This is a genomic window from Mesorhizobium sp. B2-5-3, assembly GCF_006441005.1.
Classification (GTDB): domain Bacteria; phylum Pseudomonadota; class Alphaproteobacteria; order Rhizobiales; family Rhizobiaceae; genus Mesorhizobium.
In genome coordinates this window covers 346025-362414 of the sequence record NZ_VFUS01000006.1, presented here as the reverse complement: position 1 = coordinate 362414, position 16390 = coordinate 346025, and the positions used below count along the sequence as shown (strand labels likewise).

Genomic DNA, 16390 nt, shown 5'->3' with positions numbered 1-16390 from the left:
ACTCCTTGAGGAACGTGGACGCGGCTTAAGCGACGTCCAGGCAAAGATATTTGAGATCGGTGAAAGCTTCGAGCCCCTGACGCGAACCCTCGCGGCCAATGCCGGACTGCTTGACGCCGCCGAACGGGATCGGCGCACCGGTGATCTTGACGCGGTTGATGGCGACCATGCCGTAGTCCAGCGCCCTGCCCAGGCGCTGCTGGCGGGCGCCGTTCTCGGTCACGACATAGGCGACCAGACCATATTCGGAGGCGTTGGCGCGCGCGGTCACCTCGTCCTCGCTGTCGAACGGCGTCACGGCTGCGACCGGACCAAACGTTTCTTCGCGCATGATCAGTGCCTCGTCAGATACGTCAGCCAGCAGCGTCGGCTGGTAAAACAACGGGCCGGCCTGGTGCCTTCTGCCGCCGGCGAGGCAGCGGGCGCCATGGGCGAGCGCGTCGGTGACCTGCTCCTCGACCTTCTTGACGGCGCGCTCATGCATCAGCGGGCCGATGTCGCTTTCGTCGGCAAGGCCATTGCCGGTCCGCAGCGCCTCGATGCGCTTGGCGAAGGCGGCGCAGAAACGATCGTAGATCGGCCGCTGGACATAGATGCGGTTGGCCGCGAGGCAGTCCTGGCCGGACGTGGCGAATTTGGCGTCGACGGCGATGCGCACGGCCTTGTCGAGATCGGCGTCGGCAAAGACGATCAGCGGCGCGTGGCCGCCAAGCTCCATAACCAGCCGCTTCATCGTCGGCGCGCTCTGGGCCGCGATCAGCCTGCCGATCTCGGTCGAACCGGTGAAGCTCATGGCGCGCACGCGCGGGTCCTCGCACATTCGCCCGACTATGATCGACGCCTTGCCAGTGACGACGTTGAAGACGCCGGCGGGCAGGCCGGCGCGCTCGCCGAGTTCGGCCAGCGCCAGCGCCGAGAGCGGCGTTTCCGAAGAGGGGTGCGCGACGATGGTGCAACCGGCGGCAAGGGCCGCAGCCGCCTTGCGGGTCAGCATGGCGGACGGGAAGTTCCACGGCGTCACGACGCCGACGACGCCGAGCGGCTCGCGCCGCACCGTCATTTCCGCCTTCGCCAGATGGCTAGTTACGCTTTCGGCGTTGAGGCGCTTTGCTTCCTCGGCATACCATTCGACGAAAGAGGCGGCATAATCGATCTCACCGAGCGATTCCTTCAAGGGCTTGCCCTGTTCCAGCGTCATCAGCAGAGCGAGATCGTCTTTCGCGGCTATGATGAGGTCGAACCATTTGCGCAGGATTTTCGAGCGCTCCTGCGGCAACAGCGCCCGCCAGGCAGGGAAAGCGCGCGCCGCCGCGTCGATCGCACTTGCCGTCTGGCGGCCATCGAGCGCGGCGACAAAGGCCACCGTGGCGCCGGTCGCCGGGTCGGTGACCTCGAAGCTCTCCGCCGCCTCGCTTGCCGTCCAGTGCCCGTCGACATAGGCAAGCTCGCGCAGCAGCCGGCGGTCGGCGAGGCGGTCGAGCGCCTCATGGCGGTGCGAACGGGCAAAGTGCGCGGACATCATCGATTGCTCCCGATTGGGGTGATGCCGCAAGACTAGGGGCGTCGGCGCGAAGGATGAGGCTGTTTAGGTGCAGCTATATAGAGAGATTCTCTCTATTCGGCTGGGGAGCAGGACGATCTGTCTAGCCGCAGGGGTGGGGCGGGTGCTTTCGCGCATTCTCCGAGCGTACGGTGCCAGATGAACGCTGGTTTCGATCTCAGGACTGCACCGGCAACAGATCGGCAAGCGGTAGCACGGTCTCGTCCTTCACCGTCTTGATGACGATGTAGGTGAAGTAGCGATCGATGCCGATTTCGCGTTCGAGCAAGGCATCGACCAGCCGCTGATAGGTATCGATATCGCGCGCCATCACCTTCAGAACGTAGTCGACGCCGCCGCCCACCGACCAGCAGGCTACAATCTCAGGTATGTCGCGGATGACACGCTCGAAGCGGTCGAAATCGGCCTGGCGATGGCTGGCCAGCGTCACCTCCATCAGCACGGTGGCGACGGGTGCGACGACGCGCATAGCAATCGAGGCATGATAGCCGGAGACGATGCCGGCCTTTTCCAGCTTGCGCAGCCGCATCCAGCACGGCGTCGGTGACAGGCCGACCTTGTCGGCCAGCGCCAGCTTGGTGATGCGCCCGTCACGCTGGATCGCGTCGAGGATTCTGAGGTCGATCGGGTCGAGTTTCGCGGCGGCCATCTGTATCCACTTTTTGGTCCCGCCGTACCATGACGGCGCATTATTTCGATTGTCAATTGCACTGATTTCGATCTCTAATAAGTCATGACATTATGGCAACCTGATCCCGCGCTCATCCGGCGGCCCGCCTACCAGTCGCTGGCCGACCAGTTCGCACGCGCCATTCATGATGGGCGGCTCGCCAACGGCGCGCGGCTGCCGACGCATCGCCGGCTGGCCGACGAGTTGAAACTATCGGTGCAGACGGTCAGTCGCGCCTATGAGGAACTGATTCGCCGCGGCCTGATCTCGGGCGAGATCGGCCGCGGCAGCTTCGTCCAGACGCAGCGGCGCGAGCCTGAACCGCCCTATCTGCCGGAGCGGCTGGGCGAAGTGATCGATCTCTCGATCCTGAAGCCGGTCTGCGAGCCGATGCATCTGGAGCGGCTAAAGCAGGCGCTGGGCTGGCTGGCCGACAACCTGCCGTCGAGTTCGGCGCTGTCGTTCCGGCCCAACATGGTGTTTCCCCGTCACCGCGCCGTGGCGGTCGAGTGGCTGAAGCTGTGCGGTCTCGATGCCTCGCCGCAGAATATCAGCCTGACCAATGGCGCTACCGCCGGCATGACGGTGGCGCTGATGAGCGTGGCGCCGCCCGGCTCGACCGTCGCCACCGAGGCGATCGGCCACCATACGCTGGTGCCGCTCGCCCGCTATCTCGGCTTCAACCTCGAAGGCCTGCCGATAGACGGCAATGGCCTTATCCCGGAAGCGCTGGACGAGGCCTGCCGGATCTCCGACATCCGCGCCGTGTTCGTGCAGCCTTCGGTGATCAACCCGACGGCGACGCTGATGGATGCGGCGCGGCGCGAGCAGATTGCGGCGGTTGCGCGCAGGCACGACATAGCCATCATCGAGAACGATGTGCTGGGGCCGCTGGTCGAGGACCGGCCGCCGCCGGTCGCCGCCTTCGCGCCTGAACGCACGCTCTACGTCACGTCCTTCACCAAGATCGTGGTGCCGGGCCTGCGCATCGGCTATCTCGCCGCACCCGACCGCTATGTCGCCGCGGTCGCCAACCGGCATCTGGTTTCCAACTGGATGGCGACGCCGCTGGTGGCGGAAATCGCCACCAAATGGGTGACCGACGGCACCGCGATGGAACTGGTGCGCTGGCAACGCACAGCATTGCGGCGACGCCAGGACATCGTCGCCGAGGTGCTGGCCGGCGTCGACTATCGCACCCGGCGCGACGGACTGCATGTCTGGTTGCAGTTGCCGGCCGACCGTGCCGAGGAGAGCTTCGTCGCCCAGGCGCGCCTGCAAGGCGTGGCGATCGCGCCCGGCGCTTCCTTCCGCATCTCGCAAGCGCCCTGGCAACCGGCGGTGCGCATCTCGCTGGGCTCGACCACCGAAGGGGAACTGCGCGCCGGCCTCGGCGTTGTCACCAAGCTGCTGCTTGGCGACCCCGAGCATCTGCTGCTCGCAATCTAGCGAGATGTGCCGCTATCCAGACGATGCCGACCGCCAAAGGCGTCCCCGGTGCTGTCATTTTCGGGTCGACTTGATTTCGATCTCGGCACATTGCTAGGCACTGAATGCCCAAGAATTGTGCGAGATCAGAATAATTGTCATGATATTATTTTCCCAATTGACATGATTTGGCGGGTTCCGCATCGTTAAGGGCATAGGCTTCTCCAGCACGGGAAATTCGTTTGTCCGCATCCGCGCCTATCATCAAGGTCGATGGCATTTCGAAAAGCTTCGGCACTTTCAAGGTGCTGGACGGCCTGTCCATGCAGGTCATGCCCGGCGAGAAGCTGGCGCTGATCGGCCCGTCCGGCTCGGGCAAGACGACGATCCTGCGCATCCTGATGACGCTGGAGCGCATCGATGGCGGCCACATCCAGATCGACGGCGAGCATCTCTATCACATGGAGCGAAACGGCCAGCTGCTGGCCGCCGACGAGCGGCATCTGGCCAGGATGCGCCAGAAGATCGGCATGGTCTTCCAGCTGTTTAATCTGTTCCCGCACAAATGCGTCATCGACAATGTCACGCTGGCGCCGATGCTGACCAAGGGCACGCCGCGCGCTGCCGCCGAGAAGCGGGCGATGGAATTGCTCGACATGGTCGGCATGGCCGACAAGGCCAAGGCCATGCCGGCACAGCTTTCGGGCGGCCAGAAGCAGCGCGTCGCGATTGCCCGCGCGCTGGCGCTGTCGCCCCGGATCATGCTGTTCGACGAGGTCACCTCGGCGCTCGATCCCGAACTGGTCGAGGAGGTGCTCAACGTGATGCGCAAGCTCGCGGCCGAAACCGACATGACGATGCTGCTCGTCACCCATGAAATGGGCTTTGCCCACGACTTCGCCGACCGGGTGCTGTTCTTCGACCGCGGCCGCATCGTCGAGGAGGGCAAACCCGATGAGATTTTCCGCCATCCCAAACAGGAGCGCACGCAAGGTTTCCTGAAGAAGATCATCGCGGCCGGACATCGCGTCTGACCGCCATGCCAGAGGCGGCGACACCGTCCGCAAGGGCGGCATTGCCGTCCTGAAATGACTGCAACCAAGAACACAAACATGGAGTTGGGAACAATGAAAAAACTTGGCATTCTGGCCGGCGTCGCCGGTCTTGCGCTGACCGCGGTGCTCGCGGCCTCGAACGTCGGATCGGCCGACGACAGCAAGCTCGAGCAGCTGAAGGCGCAAGGCTTCGCCCGCCTCGCCATCGCCAACGAGCCGCCCTACACGGCGGTCGCCGCCGACGGCAAGGTTTCGGGCGCCGCGCCCGACGTGGCACGGGAAATCTTCAAGCGGCTGGGCGTCGCCGACGTTGCCGCGTCGATCTCGGAATATGGTGCCATGATCCCCGGCCTGCAGGCCGGCCGTTTCGATGTCGTCACCGCCGGCCTGTTCATGAAGCCGGAGCGTTGTGCGGCGGTTGCCTATTCCGAGCCGGTGCTGTGCGACGCCGAGGCGATGCTGGTGAAGAAAGGCAATCCGAAGGGCTTCAAGAGCTACGAGGATGTCGCCAAGGACACCTCCGCCACCATCGGCGCGCCCGGCGGCGGCACCGAGGAGAAGCTCGCGCTCAACGCCGGCGTGCCGCGTGACCGCGTCATCGTCGTGCCCGACGGCCAGAGCGGGCTGAAGATGGTGCAGGACGGCCGCATCGACGCCTATTCGCTCCCCGTCCTGTCGATCAACGATTTGATGAAGAAGGCCAATGACCCGAGCCTCGAAGTCATAGCACCCGTGCAGGGCGCGCCCGTCTATTGCGACGGCGCCGCGTTCAAGAAGGGTGACGAGGCGCTGCGCGACGCCTTCGACGTCGAGCTCGCCAAGATGAAGAAGTCGGGCGAGTTCGCCAAGATCATCGAGCCCTACGGCTTCTCGGCGGCGGCGGCGATGTCGACGACGCGCGACAAGCTCTGCGCGGCGAAATAAGCCCTTTTCCCTTCTCTCCGTGGACGGGGAGAAGGTGGCCCGAAGGGCCGGATGAGGGGCAGCGCGCGTTTCTGCGAGCTTGGAGCCGCCTCTCATCGCCTGCCCGTCCTTCGCGGCAGCTGCGCTGCAGCTAAGGAGGGTGAACCTGCATCTTCTCCCCGTGAGAGGGGAGAAGTTGCTAAAACCAAACGTTGGAAGCCTCTGATACATGACCCAGTGGTCCGGCTATCTCGGCCTGATATTGCAGGGAGCGCTTGTCACCATCGAGCTGACGCTGATGGGGTCGGTGCTGGCCCTCGTGATGGCCTTCCTGGCCGGCATGGGGCGGCTGTCGCGCTTCTTCGCGTTGCGGGCGCTCGCCACCGCCTATATCGAATTCTTCCGCGGCACATCGATTTTCGTACAGCTGTTCTGGGCCTATTTCGTGTTGCCCCTGGCGGGCGTCGAACTCACTCCGCTGCAAGCCGGCGTGCTGGCGCTGGGCCTCAATGTCGGTGCCTATGCGGCGGAAGTGGTGCGCGGCGCCATCCAGTCGGTCGGCGCCGAGCAATACGAGGCCTGCACGGCTCTCAATCTCGGCCGCTGGCAAGGCATGCGCCATGTCATCCTGCCGCAGGCGCTTCTGGTGATGCTGCCGACCTTCGGCAACAACGCCATCGAACTGCTCAAGGCGACATCCGTCGTCTCGCTGATTTCGCTCGCCGATCTCACCTTCCAGGCGCAGGTGGTGCGCTCGCAGACCGGCAGCACGCTGATGCCGTTCACCACCATCCTGGTGATCTATTTCGCGCTCGCGCTCGTCATCTCCTGGGGCGTGCGGTCGCTGGAGCGGCGCATGGCGCGCGGCCTCGACGGAGTGCGCGTCTGATGGATTGGGCCCTGTAATGGATTGGGACTGGGATTTCGTCCGGCAGATCCTGCCGACGCTGATCGAGGGGGTGAAGATCACCATCCTGGCGACGGTGCTCGGCTCGGTGCTGGCGGCAATCGTCGGGCTGGGCATCGCACTGGCCCGCCGCTCGCCGAACAAGATCATGTCGCGCACGGTCGGCTGGGCGGCCGAATTCATCCGCGGCACGCCGCTGCTGGTGCAGCTCTACTTCATTTTCTACGTGCTGCCCGATTTCGGCATCCTGCTGCCGCCGCTGGTGGCCGGCGTCATCGGGCTTGGGCTGCACTACGGCACCTATACGGCGGAGGTCTATCGCGCCGGCATCGAGAACGTGCCGCGCGGCCAGTGGGAGGCGGCCAAAGCCTGCAATCTCAGCGCTCGCCAGACCTGGACCCACATCGTCATACCGCAGGCAATCCCGCCGATGATCCCGGCGCTGGCCAATTATTTCATCGCCATGTTCAAGGAGACGCCGCTGCTGTCGGCGATCACCGTGCTGGAGCTGATGAACCAGGCCAAGAGCGTCGCCAACACCTATTACCGCTATGTCGAGCCGATGACGCTGGTCGGCGCCTTCTTCCTGATCATCAGCCTTTTCTCGGTTATGCTGCTGCGCTGGCTGGAACATCGCTACGGCAAGATCGAAAGGTAGTTCCCATGAAGCCGCTTCCCGAAATCAGGCTGATGCCGACAAGGCCCGCACTCGAGGTGCGCCCGTTGGAAAAGCGCGTCGGCCTGATCATCCTGGCCACCGACCACACCAGCGAGCCGGACTTCCGTCGCATGGTGGCGAGTGAGAGGATCGGCATCTATGTCGCCCGCATCCCCTATAAGAATCCGACCACGCCTCAGAATCTGCGCAAGATGCAGCCCGAACTGACGGCTGGCGCGGCGCTGATCCTGCCGGACGAACCGCTCGACGCCATCTGCTACTCCTGCACGTCGGCCTCCGTGGTGATCGGCGATGCCGAGATCGAGGCGGCGATCCAGGCGGCCAAGCCTGGCGTGCCCGTGGTCACGCCGCCGATGGCGGGCGTGCGCGGACTGAGGGCTCTGGGCGCGAAGAGGATCAGTATTCTCACCCCCTACACCGTCGAGACGAGCCGGCCGATGGCGGCCTATTTCGCCGAACGCGGCTTCGAGATCGCCCGCTTCACCTGTCTCGGCTTCGAGGATGACCGCGAGATGGCGCGCATTGCGCCGGCAGCCCTCGTCGATCTGGCGCGCGAGGCGACTGACCCGCAGGCCGAGGCGTTGTTCGTGTCCTGCACGGCGCTGCGCTCGGCGCTGGCGGTTGCCGCGATGGAACAGGCTATCGGCCGCCCGGTCGTCACCAGCAACCAGGCGAGCGCGTGGAATTGCCTGCGACTGTGTGGCGATGATGTGCCGCGTCCGGAGTTCGGGCGGCTGACGACCTTGCCGCTTGGACAGTAAGGTCATGTCCTGCATGCACGAGCGACCCATGACGCACGCCGTCGCCCTTTCAGACATCCGCGCCGCGCGCCAACGCATCACCAGCAAGGTCGAGCCGACACCGGTCGTGCCATCCGAGAGCCTGTCGGAGCGGCTCGGCCTTCCCGTTCACCTCAAGCTGGAGCACCGCCAGATCACGGGCAGCTTTAAGCTGCGTGGCGCCTCGAACGCCATTGCTTCGCTCAATGCCGAGCAGCGGGCACGCGGTGTTGTCGCGGCTTCGACCGGCAATCACGGCCGCGCACTCGCCCATGCCGCCAGGCTCGAAGGCATGCGCGCGGTTGTCTGCATGTCGCGGCTGGTGCCTCGGAACAAGCTCGATGCCATCCGCTGCCTCGGCGCGGAAATCCGCATTGTCGGCGACAGCCAGGACGACGCGCAGCAGGAGGTCGAGCGGCTGGTGGCGCAAGAGGGTCTCGTGATGCTGCCACCCTTCGACCATCCCGACATCATCGCCGGGCAGGGCACGCTCGGGCTGGAGATCATGGAGCAGGTTCCTGACGCCGCTCTGGTGCTGGTGCAGCTCTCCGGCGGCGGGTTGGCCTCCGGGATTGCCGCAGCGGTCAAGGGCGTCAGGCCGAGCACAAAGGTCGTCGGCATCTCGATGGCGCGCGGCGCGGCGATGAAAGCCAGCCTCGATGCGGGGCGCCCGGTGCAGGTGGAGGAGCTGCCGACGCTGGCGGATTCGCTCGGCGGCGGCATTGGCCTCGACAACCGGCTGACCTTTTCCATGTGCCGAGACCTGCTCGACGACGTCGTGCTGCTTTCCGAAGACGAGATCGCCGCCGGCATCCGCCATGCCTATGAACAGGAGCGCGAGATCGTCGAGGGCGCCGGCGCGGTCGGTATCGCTGCGCTGCTTGCCGGCAAGGTGAAGCCAAACGGACCGGTGGTCGTTCTGCTTTCCGGTCGTAATATCGATATGAGCCTGCACAGAAAGATCGTTTGCGGCGAAGTAGTTGCGGAGCGCGCCTGATGAACCGGATGACCATCCTTACCGAGAAAGAACTACGCGAGATCGTAGCTCTCGATCTCGACGCCGTCGCTTGCGTCGAAAACGCCTTCCGGGCGCTCGCTACCCTGCCGGTGGCGATGCCGCCGATCCTGCGGCTCGACATCCCCGAGCATCGCGGCGAGGTCGACGTGAAGACCGCCTATGTGCCTGGCATCGATGGCTTCGCCATCAAGATCAGCCCCGGCTTCTTCGACAATCCCAAGCTCGGCCTGCCCAGCGTCAACGGCATGATGGTGCTGCTGTCGGCAAAAACCGGTCTGGTCGAGGCGTTGCTGCTCGACAATGGCTATCTCACCGACGTCCGCACCGCAGCCGCCGGGGCGGTCGCCGCAAAACACCTGTCGCGGCCGGACTCATCCATTGCCGCCATCTTCGGCGCCGGCGTGCAGGCCGGATTGCAGCTTGAGGCGCTGCGCCTGGTGCGGCCGATCGAAGAAGCCCGCATCTGGGCGCGCGACGCGGCCAAGGCGCAAGCCGCGGCCGGCGCCTTGAGCGAAAAACTGGGCATCGTGGTGCGCGCAGAACCGGATGCGGCCAAGGCGGTCGCCGGCGCCGACATCATCGTCACCACCACGCCCTCGACAGAACCATTGATCAAGGCCGGCTTCGTCTCGGCCGGCCAGCACATCACCGCCATGGGCTCGGACGCCGAGCACAAGAACGAGATCGCACCGGCAATCCTGCGCATGGCCGATCTCTATGTCGCCGACAGCGCAAGGCAGACGCGCCGGCTCGGTGAATTGCACCATGCCATCTCCGCCGGCGTGATGGCGGCGGACACGGAGGTGGCCGAACTCGGTCAGATCATCGCCGGCGAACGGCATGGCCGGCGTGCGGCGGACGACATCACCATCGCCGACCTGACCGGCACCGGCGTGCAGGACACCGCGATCGCCACGCTAGCCCGTGACCGGGCCCGGGTCGCGAAAGCCGGAACCATTTTTGAAAGTTGATGCTGGCCGCAAGAGCATGATCCGGAAAAGTGGGAACCGGTTTTCCGAGGAGATCATGCTCAAACAAAAAATTACCTGGAGCCAGATTCAACGGAAGTTGAAGCGGGTTCCAGGGCCCAACAAACGAGGACCAACAAAATGCAACCGAATTTGAAATTCTCGCGAAGCGAGTATGCGGATCGCCTCGCCAAAACGCGGAAAGCCATGGCGGCGAAAGGCGTCGATCTGCTTATTGTCAGCGACCCCTCCAACATGGCCTGGCTCACCGGCTATGACGGCTGGTCCTTCTACGTGCATCAGGCCGTCATCGTGCCGCCGTCGGGCGAGCCGGTCTGGTATGGCCGCGGTCAGGACGCCAACGGCGCCAAGCGCACCGCCTATCTCGCGCATGACAACATCGTCGGCTATGCCGATCACTATGTGCAGTCGACCGAGCGCCATCCGATGGATTTCCTGTCGAGCGTGCTTGCCGATCGCGGCTGGGGCAAGCTGACCGTCGGCGTCGAGATGGACAATTACTGGTTCTCGGCCGCCGCCTTCGCCTCTTTGCAGAAGCACCTGCCCAATGCCCGTTTCGTCGACGCCACCGCGCTGGTCAACTGGCAGCGCGCTGTGAAGAGCCCGACCGAGATCGACTATATGCGCAAGGCCGCCCGCATCGTCGAGGCGATGCACCAGCGCATCGTCGACAAGATAGAGGTCGGCATGCGCAAATGCGATCTCGTCGCCGAGATCTATGATGCCGGCACGCGTGGCGTCGACGGCATCGGCGGCGACTATCCAGCGATCGTGCCGCTGCTGCCGTCGGGCGCCGACGCCTCGGCGCCGCACCTGACCTGGGACGACAAGCCGATGAAGTCGGGCGAGGGCACGTTCTTCGAAATCGCCGGGTGCTACAACAGGTATCATTGCCCGCTGTCGCGAACAGTGTTCCTCGGCAAGCCAACACAGGAATTCCTCGATGCGGAGAAGGCGACGCTCGAAGGCATGGACGCGGGGCTCGCGGCAGCCAAGCCCGGCAACACGTGCGAAGACATCGCCAACGCCTTCTTCGCGGTGTTGAAGAAATATGGCATCGTCAAGGACAACCGCACCGGCTACCCGATCGGCCTTTCCTATCCGCCGGACTGGGGCGAACGCACGATGAGCCTGCGCCCCGGAGATCGCACCGAGCTGAAGCCCGGCATGACCTTCCATTTCATGACCGGCCTGTGGCTGGAGACGATGGGGCTGGAAATCACCGAATCCATCCTGATCACCGAGACGGGCGTCGAGTGCCTGGCCAATGTGCCGCGCAAGCTGGTGGTGAAGAATTGAAACCGATGTCCGACCTTCGTCCGTCGCCGGTCTCGCCCTCGGTCGATTTCGATCGCGACGGCGCACAGCACGGTTTCCTGCGCCTGCCCTACAGCCGCGACGATTCGGCGTGGGGCTCGGTGATGATCCCGATCTGCGTCCTGCGCAACGGCAAGGGGCCGACGGCCCTGCTGACCGGCGGCAATCATGGCGACGAATATGAAGGGCCGCTGGCGCTCTATGATCTGGCGCGCACGCTCGATCCCGCCCAAGTCAGCGGCACGGTTATCATCGTGCCGGCGATGAACTATCCGGCCTTCCGCGCCGGCACGCGCACCTCGCCGATCGACAAGGGCAACATGAACCGCAGCTTTCCAGGCCGGCCAGACGGTACGGTGACGGAAAAGATCGCCGATTATTTCCAGCGGGAGCTGCTTCCCCGCGCGGATATCGTGTTCGACTTCCATTCCGGCGGCAAGACGCTGGACTTCGTGCCGTTCTGCGCCGCCCATACGCTGCCGAACAAGGCCCTGGAGCAGAGGGCCTTCGCGGCGGTCGAAGCCTTCGCGGCGCCGTTCTCGATGCGCATGATCGAAATCGATGCCGTCGGCATGTACGATACCGCCGCCGAGGACATGGGCAAGGTGTTCGTCACCACCGAGCTCGGCGGTGGAGGCACGTCGAGAGCGGAGACGGTGCGGATCGCCCGGCGCGGCATGCTCAACGTGCTGAGGCATGCCGGCATCGTTGCCGGTGCGGTCGAAAAGACGCCAACCCAATGGCTCGACATGCCGTCCGGCGATTGCTTTGCCTTCGCGGATGAAGACGGCATGGTCGAGACGATGGTCGATCTCGGCGAGCCTGTCGAGAAGGGCGCGGTGCTGGCGCGCATCCATTCCACCGGCCGAACCGGCATCGCCCCCCAGGAGATCCGGGCAAAAATGTCGGGCATGTTGGCGGCGCGGCATTTCCCCGGCCTGGTCAAGGCCGGGGACTGCGTCTCGGTGGTTGCCGCATTGGTCGACTAACGGAAGGGTCGGCCTGCACGGCGGGCAGGATTGGACCTATCTCGCATTCTTCCACCCTGGATCCAGATAGCGGCCGGCGAGCCAGCCCGGCCGCGCTCACGGCTCCGGCCGGCGCGCTGCGGAGGCGCGTGCCTTGCCAGGGCCTCAGACATCCAAAGCCACCGTCATCGAAGAGGCGCCGGCGCGACGACTTGTTCCGGCGCGAACTCGGGTATCAAAGAGTATGACTTTGCTGCCATACTCGCGATAAAGAGGGTGTCGGAATGCAACAAAAATGGGATTTCTGGATCGACCGCGGCGGCACGTTCACCGATGTTATCGGCCGTGATCCCGAGGGCGGCCTGCATCCGCGCAAGCTTCTGTCCGAAAATCCCGAGGCCTATGCCGACGCAGCCATCCAGGGCATTCGCGACCTTCTCGGCCTGCGCCCCGGCGAGCCTATCCCCGCCGGGCTGATAGGCGACGTAAAGATGGGCACCACGGTCGCCACCAACGCGCTGCTGGAGCGCAAGGGCGACCGCGTGCTTTTGCTCATCACCAAGGGATTTCGCGATGCGTTGAGGATCGCCTATCAGGCGCGGCCCGACATCTTCGCCAAGGAGATCATCCTCCCCGAACAGCTCTACGAGCGCGTCATCGAGGTCAGCGAGCGCGTGCTTGCCGACGGCTGTGTCGAACGGCTGCTCGACATCGCTGCCTGTCGCCCGGCGATCGAACAGGCAAAGGCGGACGGCATCGACGCGGTCGCCATTGTCTTCATGCACGCCTGGAAATATCCCGATCACGAAAAGGCAGTCGCAAAGGTCTGCCGCAAGCTCGGTTTCGGCCAGGTTTCGGTCAGCCACGAGGTGTCGCCGCTGATCAAGCTGGTCGGCCGCGGGGACACCACCGTGGTCGACGCCTATCTGTCTCCGATCCTGTCGAGATATGTGCAAAGGGTAGGCCAGGAACTCGGCGTTCTCTCCCCCCTCGAGGGGGAGATGTCAGCGAAGCCGGCAGAGGGGATCGCCGCAGAAGGCACCACCAAGACGTCGAACCCCGTCGATCCGACCCGACCCGGCGGCTTCGCCGCCACCCTCCCCTCGAGGGGAAGGGAAAATCCCCGCCTGATGTTCATGATGTCTTCTGGCGGGCTGACCGCCGCGGACCTGTTCCAGGGCAAGGATGCGCTGCTGTCTGGCCCGGCCGGCGGGGTCGTCGGCATGGTCGAGACGGCAAAGATCGCCGGCTTCGAAAAGGTGATCGGTTTCGACATGGGGGGCACCTCCACCGATGTCGCCCATTATGACGGCGAATATGAGCGCGCCTTCGATACCGAGGTCGCAGGCGTGCGCGTGCGCGCGCCGATGATGCGCATCCACACCGTGGCGGCCGGCGGCGGCTCGGTCCTGCACTACGAAGCAGGCCGCTTTCGCACCGGCCCGGACTCCGCCGGCGCCAATCCAGGCCCCGCCGCCTACAGGCGCGGCGGCCCGCTCGCCGTCACCGACGCCAACGTCATGCTCGGCAAGCTGCAGCCGGATTTTTTCCCGACCATCTTCGGCCCCGGCCAGAACGAGCCGCTCGATGTGGACACCGTTCGCCAGAAATTCACCGCGCTCGCCGCCGAAATCGGCGACGGCCGCTCGGCCGAAGCGGTCGCCGAAGGTTTCGTCACCATCGCGGTCGAAAACATGGCGAACGCCATCAAAAAGATCTCGGTGCAGCGCGGCTACGACGTCACCGAATATCTCCTGAACTGTTTTGGCGGCGCAGGCGGCCAGCACGCCTGCCTGGTCGCCGACGCACTCGGCATGGAGGCGGTGCTGATCCATCCGTTTTCCGGCCTGCTGTCGGCCTACGGCATCGGCCTGTCTTCGGTCTTTGCCTCACGCCAGCAGGCCTTGCTTGCACCGCTGGCGGAAGAATCCAGACGGGCAATCGAAGGCCTGATCGCGGCCTTGCAAACCGCCGTTGTCGCGGAACTCGCCGCACAAGGCATCGCCGAGGACGCGGTGACCGCCAGACCGGCGTTGCAGATCCGTTATGACGGCACCGACACCGCACTTCCGGTGCATTTCGACCATGGCTCGATGTTGCGGGCGAGGGCCGATTTCGAGGCTGCCCACAAGGCGCAATTCGGTTTCGTCTATGAGGACAAGCCGATGATCGTCGAAGCTGTGAGCGTCGAGGGGACGGAGGCGGGCGGCGAGCAGAATACCGAAGCCTATGCGCAGGCGGGGCAGCCATCAAAAGCCAGAGCCGAGGAGGTCCGGCGGATCTATACGGAAGGAAAATGGCACGAAGCCGACGTCTGTCGGCGCGAGGCCTTGCGGCCGTCCGATCGGGTCGCCGGCCCCGCACTGATCATCGAGCCCAACCAGACGATCGTCGTCGAGCCGGGCTGGCAGGCCGAGATCACGGCCAGGAACCACGTGCTGATGCGGCGCACCAGCAAGAAAGGCCGGCAGGCGGCACTTGGCACCGAGGCCGATCCGGTGATGCTGGAAGTGTTCAACAATTTGTTCATGTCGATCGCCGAGCAGATGGGCGTGACGCTGCAGAACACCGCCTATTCCGTCAACATCAAGGAAAGGCTGGATTTCTCCTGCGCCGTTTTCGACCGGAACGGCGCGCTGGTCGCCAACGCGCCGCATATGCCGGTGCATCTGGGCTCGATGGACCGCTCGGTCGAGACCATCATCCGGCTGAACTCCGGCGACATTCATCCCGGCGACGTCTTTGCGCTCAATGCTCCCTATAATGGCGGCACGCATCTGCCCGATATCACGGTGGTCACGCCGGTTTTCGAGGAAGAGCAGCCGATTTCCCGGACAAGAGGGGAGATTGGCCAATCGCCCAAGATCCTCTTCTGGGTGGCCTCGCGCGGCCACCACGCAGATATCGGCGGTACCGCGCCGGGCTCGATGACGCCACTTGCCACCACGGTCGACGAGGAAGGCGTGCTGTTCGACAATTTCCGTATCGTCGATCGCGGAAAGTTCCGCGAGAATGAGCTGCAGACGCTGCTCACCGATCACCGCTATCCGGCCCGCAATCCGCACCAGAATATCGCCGATCTCAAGGCGCAGCTCGCCGCCAACGAAAAGGGCGTGGCGGAGCTGCGCAAGATGGTGGCGCATTTCGGGCTCGATGTCGTGGAGGCCTATATGGGCCATGTGCAGGACAATGCGGCCGAGAGCGTGCGGCGCGTGATCGAGCGGCTGCCGGATACATCGGCCTATGAATATCCCACCGACACCGGCCAGGTGATCAAGGTGAAGATATCGGTCGACCGGCAAAAGCGCGAGGCGACGGTCGACTTCACCGGCACGTCGCCGGTGATGAAGAACAATTTCAACGCGCCAGAGCCTGTCGCCCGGGCGGCGGTGCTCTATGCCTTCCGCGTCATGGTCGAGGACATGATCCCGATGAATGCCGGTTGCCTGAGGCCGATCAACATCATCATCCCGGACGGCTCGATGCTGAAACCCGCCTATCCCGCCGCCGTCGTCGCGGGCAACGTCGAGACCTCGCAGCACGTCACCAACGCGCTGTTCGGCGCCATGGGCGCTATGGCCAATGCGCAAGGCACCATGAACAATCTGACCTTCGGCAACAGCAAGTACCAGTATTACGAGACGATCTGTTCCGGTTCGCCCGCCGGCGAGATGAATTCCGGCCGCGGCTTTGCCGGCACGTCGGGCGTTCACACCCATATGACCAATTCGCGCCTTACCGATCCGGAAATACTGGAGCTGCGGTTTCCGGTGATGCTGGAGGATTTCCACATCCGCGAAGGCTCCGGCGGCAAGGGCAGGTGGAATGCCGGCGACGGCACGAAGCGCACCATCCGCTTCCTGGAGAAGATGGAATGCGCCATCCTGTCCTCGCATCGCAACCGGCCGCCCCAAGGGCTGGGCGGCGGTGGCGATGGCGAGGTCGGCTCGACCAAGGTGCGCCGCAAGGACGGCACGGTCGAGGTGCTGAAAGCCTGCGACCAGACGGTGCTTCAGGCCGGCGACGCCGTCATCGTGACGACGCCGACGCCCGGGGCGTTCGGAAGGCCGGAGCCAGGGCCGTCCAACGTTTGATAGAATCGCGGAACCGCTCTAT

Annotated in this window: 13 protein-coding genes; 11 read left to right on the top strand and 2 right to left on the bottom strand. The window is 64.6% G+C overall.

Features of this window, described 5'->3' with window-relative positions; translation table 11 throughout:
- Positions 1–25: 25 nt before the first annotated feature.
- The gene (locus FJ867_RS16965) at positions 26–1519 is read right to left on the bottom strand and encodes an NAD-dependent succinate-semialdehyde dehydrogenase (protein WP_140521583.1); all 1494 of its coding nucleotides are present in this window, start codon (positions 1517–1519) and stop codon (positions 26–28) included.
- 199 nt (positions 1520–1718) lie between these two features.
- Positions 1719–2210 (bottom strand): Lrp/AsnC family transcriptional regulator, encoded by a 492-nt coding sequence (locus tag FJ867_RS16960; protein WP_140517347.1) that lies wholly within the window; start codon positions 2208–2210, stop codon positions 1719–1721.
- Positions 2211–2294: 84 nt separating this feature from the next.
- Between FJ867_RS16960 and FJ867_RS16955 the strand changes: the two genes are divergently transcribed.
- From FJ867_RS16955 to FJ867_RS16905, 11 genes are all read left to right on the top strand, one after another.
- A complete protein-coding gene (locus FJ867_RS16955; protein ID WP_140499275.1) occupies positions 2295–3680 on the top strand; it encodes a PLP-dependent aminotransferase family protein in 1386 nt (461 codons plus the stop codon).
- Positions 3681–3901: 221 nt separating this feature from the next.
- Positions 3902–4693: an ectoine/hydroxyectoine ABC transporter ATP-binding protein EhuA gene (gene ehuA / locus FJ867_RS16950; RefSeq protein WP_140499274.1), complete on the top strand. Its 792-nt coding sequence runs from the start codon at positions 3902–3904 to the stop codon at positions 4691–4693.
- A 93-nt stretch (positions 4694–4786) separates the two neighbouring features.
- Complete coding sequence (gene ehuB, locus FJ867_RS16945; protein WP_140521356.1) at positions 4787–5638, top strand: ectoine/hydroxyectoine ABC transporter substrate-binding protein EhuB; 852 nt, start codon at positions 4787–4789, stop codon at positions 5636–5638.
- A gap of 208 nt (positions 5639–5846) precedes the next feature.
- Positions 5847–6506, top strand: a complete 660-nt coding sequence (gene ehuC / locus FJ867_RS16940; RefSeq protein ID WP_140499272.1) for an ectoine/hydroxyectoine ABC transporter permease subunit EhuC — start codon at positions 5847–5849, stop codon at positions 6504–6506.
- Positions 6507–6522: 16 nt separating this feature from the next.
- The gene (gene ehuD, locus FJ867_RS16935) at positions 6523–7182 is read left to right on the top strand and encodes an ectoine/hydroxyectoine ABC transporter permease subunit EhuD (protein WP_140565560.1); all 660 of its coding nucleotides are present in this window, start codon (positions 6523–6525) and stop codon (positions 7180–7182) included.
- 5 nt (positions 7183–7187) lie between these two features.
- Positions 7188–7964: an ectoine utilization protein EutA gene (eutA, locus tag FJ867_RS16930; RefSeq protein ID WP_140817989.1), complete on the top strand. Its 777-nt coding sequence runs from the start codon at positions 7188–7190 to the stop codon at positions 7962–7964.
- A 28-nt stretch (positions 7965–7992) separates the two neighbouring features.
- A complete protein-coding gene (gene eutB, locus FJ867_RS16925) occupies positions 7993–8979 on the top strand; it encodes a hydroxyectoine utilization dehydratase EutB (RefSeq protein ID WP_140521359.1) in 987 nt (328 codons plus the stop codon).
- Positions 8979–9971 carry an ectoine utilization protein EutC gene (eutC, locus tag FJ867_RS16920; protein ID WP_140521360.1) on the top strand — a complete coding sequence of 331 codons (993 nt, stop codon included), beginning with the start codon at positions 8979–8981 and terminating at the stop codon, positions 9969–9971. Before eutB ends, eutC begins: the two co-directional genes overlap by 1 nt.
- 138 nt (positions 9972–10109) lie before the next feature.
- Positions 10110–11288, top strand: a complete 1179-nt coding sequence (gene doeA, locus FJ867_RS16915; protein ID WP_140499261.1) for an ectoine hydrolase DoeA — start codon at positions 10110–10112, stop codon at positions 11286–11288.
- Positions 11289–11293: 5 nt separating this feature from the next.
- Positions 11294–12295, top strand: a complete 1002-nt coding sequence (doeB, locus tag FJ867_RS16910) for a N(2)-acetyl-L-2,4-diaminobutanoate deacetylase DoeB (RefSeq protein ID WP_140817988.1) — start codon at positions 11294–11296, stop codon at positions 12293–12295.
- A gap of 263 nt (positions 12296–12558) precedes the next feature.
- A complete protein-coding gene (locus tag FJ867_RS16905; RefSeq protein ID WP_140817987.1) occupies positions 12559–16368 on the top strand; it encodes a hydantoinase B/oxoprolinase family protein in 3810 nt (1269 codons plus the stop codon).
- Positions 16369–16390 lie beyond the last annotated feature (22 nt).

Coding starts and splice junctions, on each gene's coding strand:
- ehuD (WP_140565560.1), top strand. CDS start 6,523: ATGGATTGGGACTGGGATTTCGTCCGGCAGATCCTGCCGACGCTGATC.
- doeB (WP_140817988.1), top strand. CDS start 11,294: ATGTCCGACCTTCGTCCGTCGCCGGTCTCGCCCTCGGTCGATTTCGAT.
- eutA (WP_140817989.1), top strand. CDS start 7,188: ATGAAGCCGCTTCCCGAAATCAGGCTGATGCCGACAAGGCCCGCACTC.
- eutC (WP_140521360.1), top strand. CDS start 8,979: ATGAACCGGATGACCATCCTTACCGAGAAAGAACTACGCGAGATCGTA.
- ehuC (WP_140499272.1), top strand. CDS start 5,847: ATGACCCAGTGGTCCGGCTATCTCGGCCTGATATTGCAGGGAGCGCTT.
- doeA (WP_140499261.1), top strand. CDS start 10,110: ATGCAACCGAATTTGAAATTCTCGCGAAGCGAGTATGCGGATCGCCTC.
- FJ867_RS16960 (WP_140517347.1), bottom strand. CDS start 2,210: ATGGCCGCCGCGAAACTCGACCCGATCGACCTCAGAATCCTCGACGCG.
- FJ867_RS16905 (WP_140817987.1), top strand. CDS start 12,559: ATGCAACAAAAATGGGATTTCTGGATCGACCGCGGCGGCACGTTCACC.
- FJ867_RS16965 (WP_140521583.1), bottom strand. CDS start 1,519: ATGTCCGCGCACTTTGCCCGTTCGCACCGCCATGAGGCGCTCGACCGC.
- eutB (WP_140521359.1), top strand. CDS start 7,993: ATGACGCACGCCGTCGCCCTTTCAGACATCCGCGCCGCGCGCCAACGC.
- ehuB (WP_140521356.1), top strand. CDS start 4,787: ATGAAAAAACTTGGCATTCTGGCCGGCGTCGCCGGTCTTGCGCTGACC.
- FJ867_RS16955 (WP_140499275.1), top strand. CDS start 2,295: ATGACATTATGGCAACCTGATCCCGCGCTCATCCGGCGGCCCGCCTAC.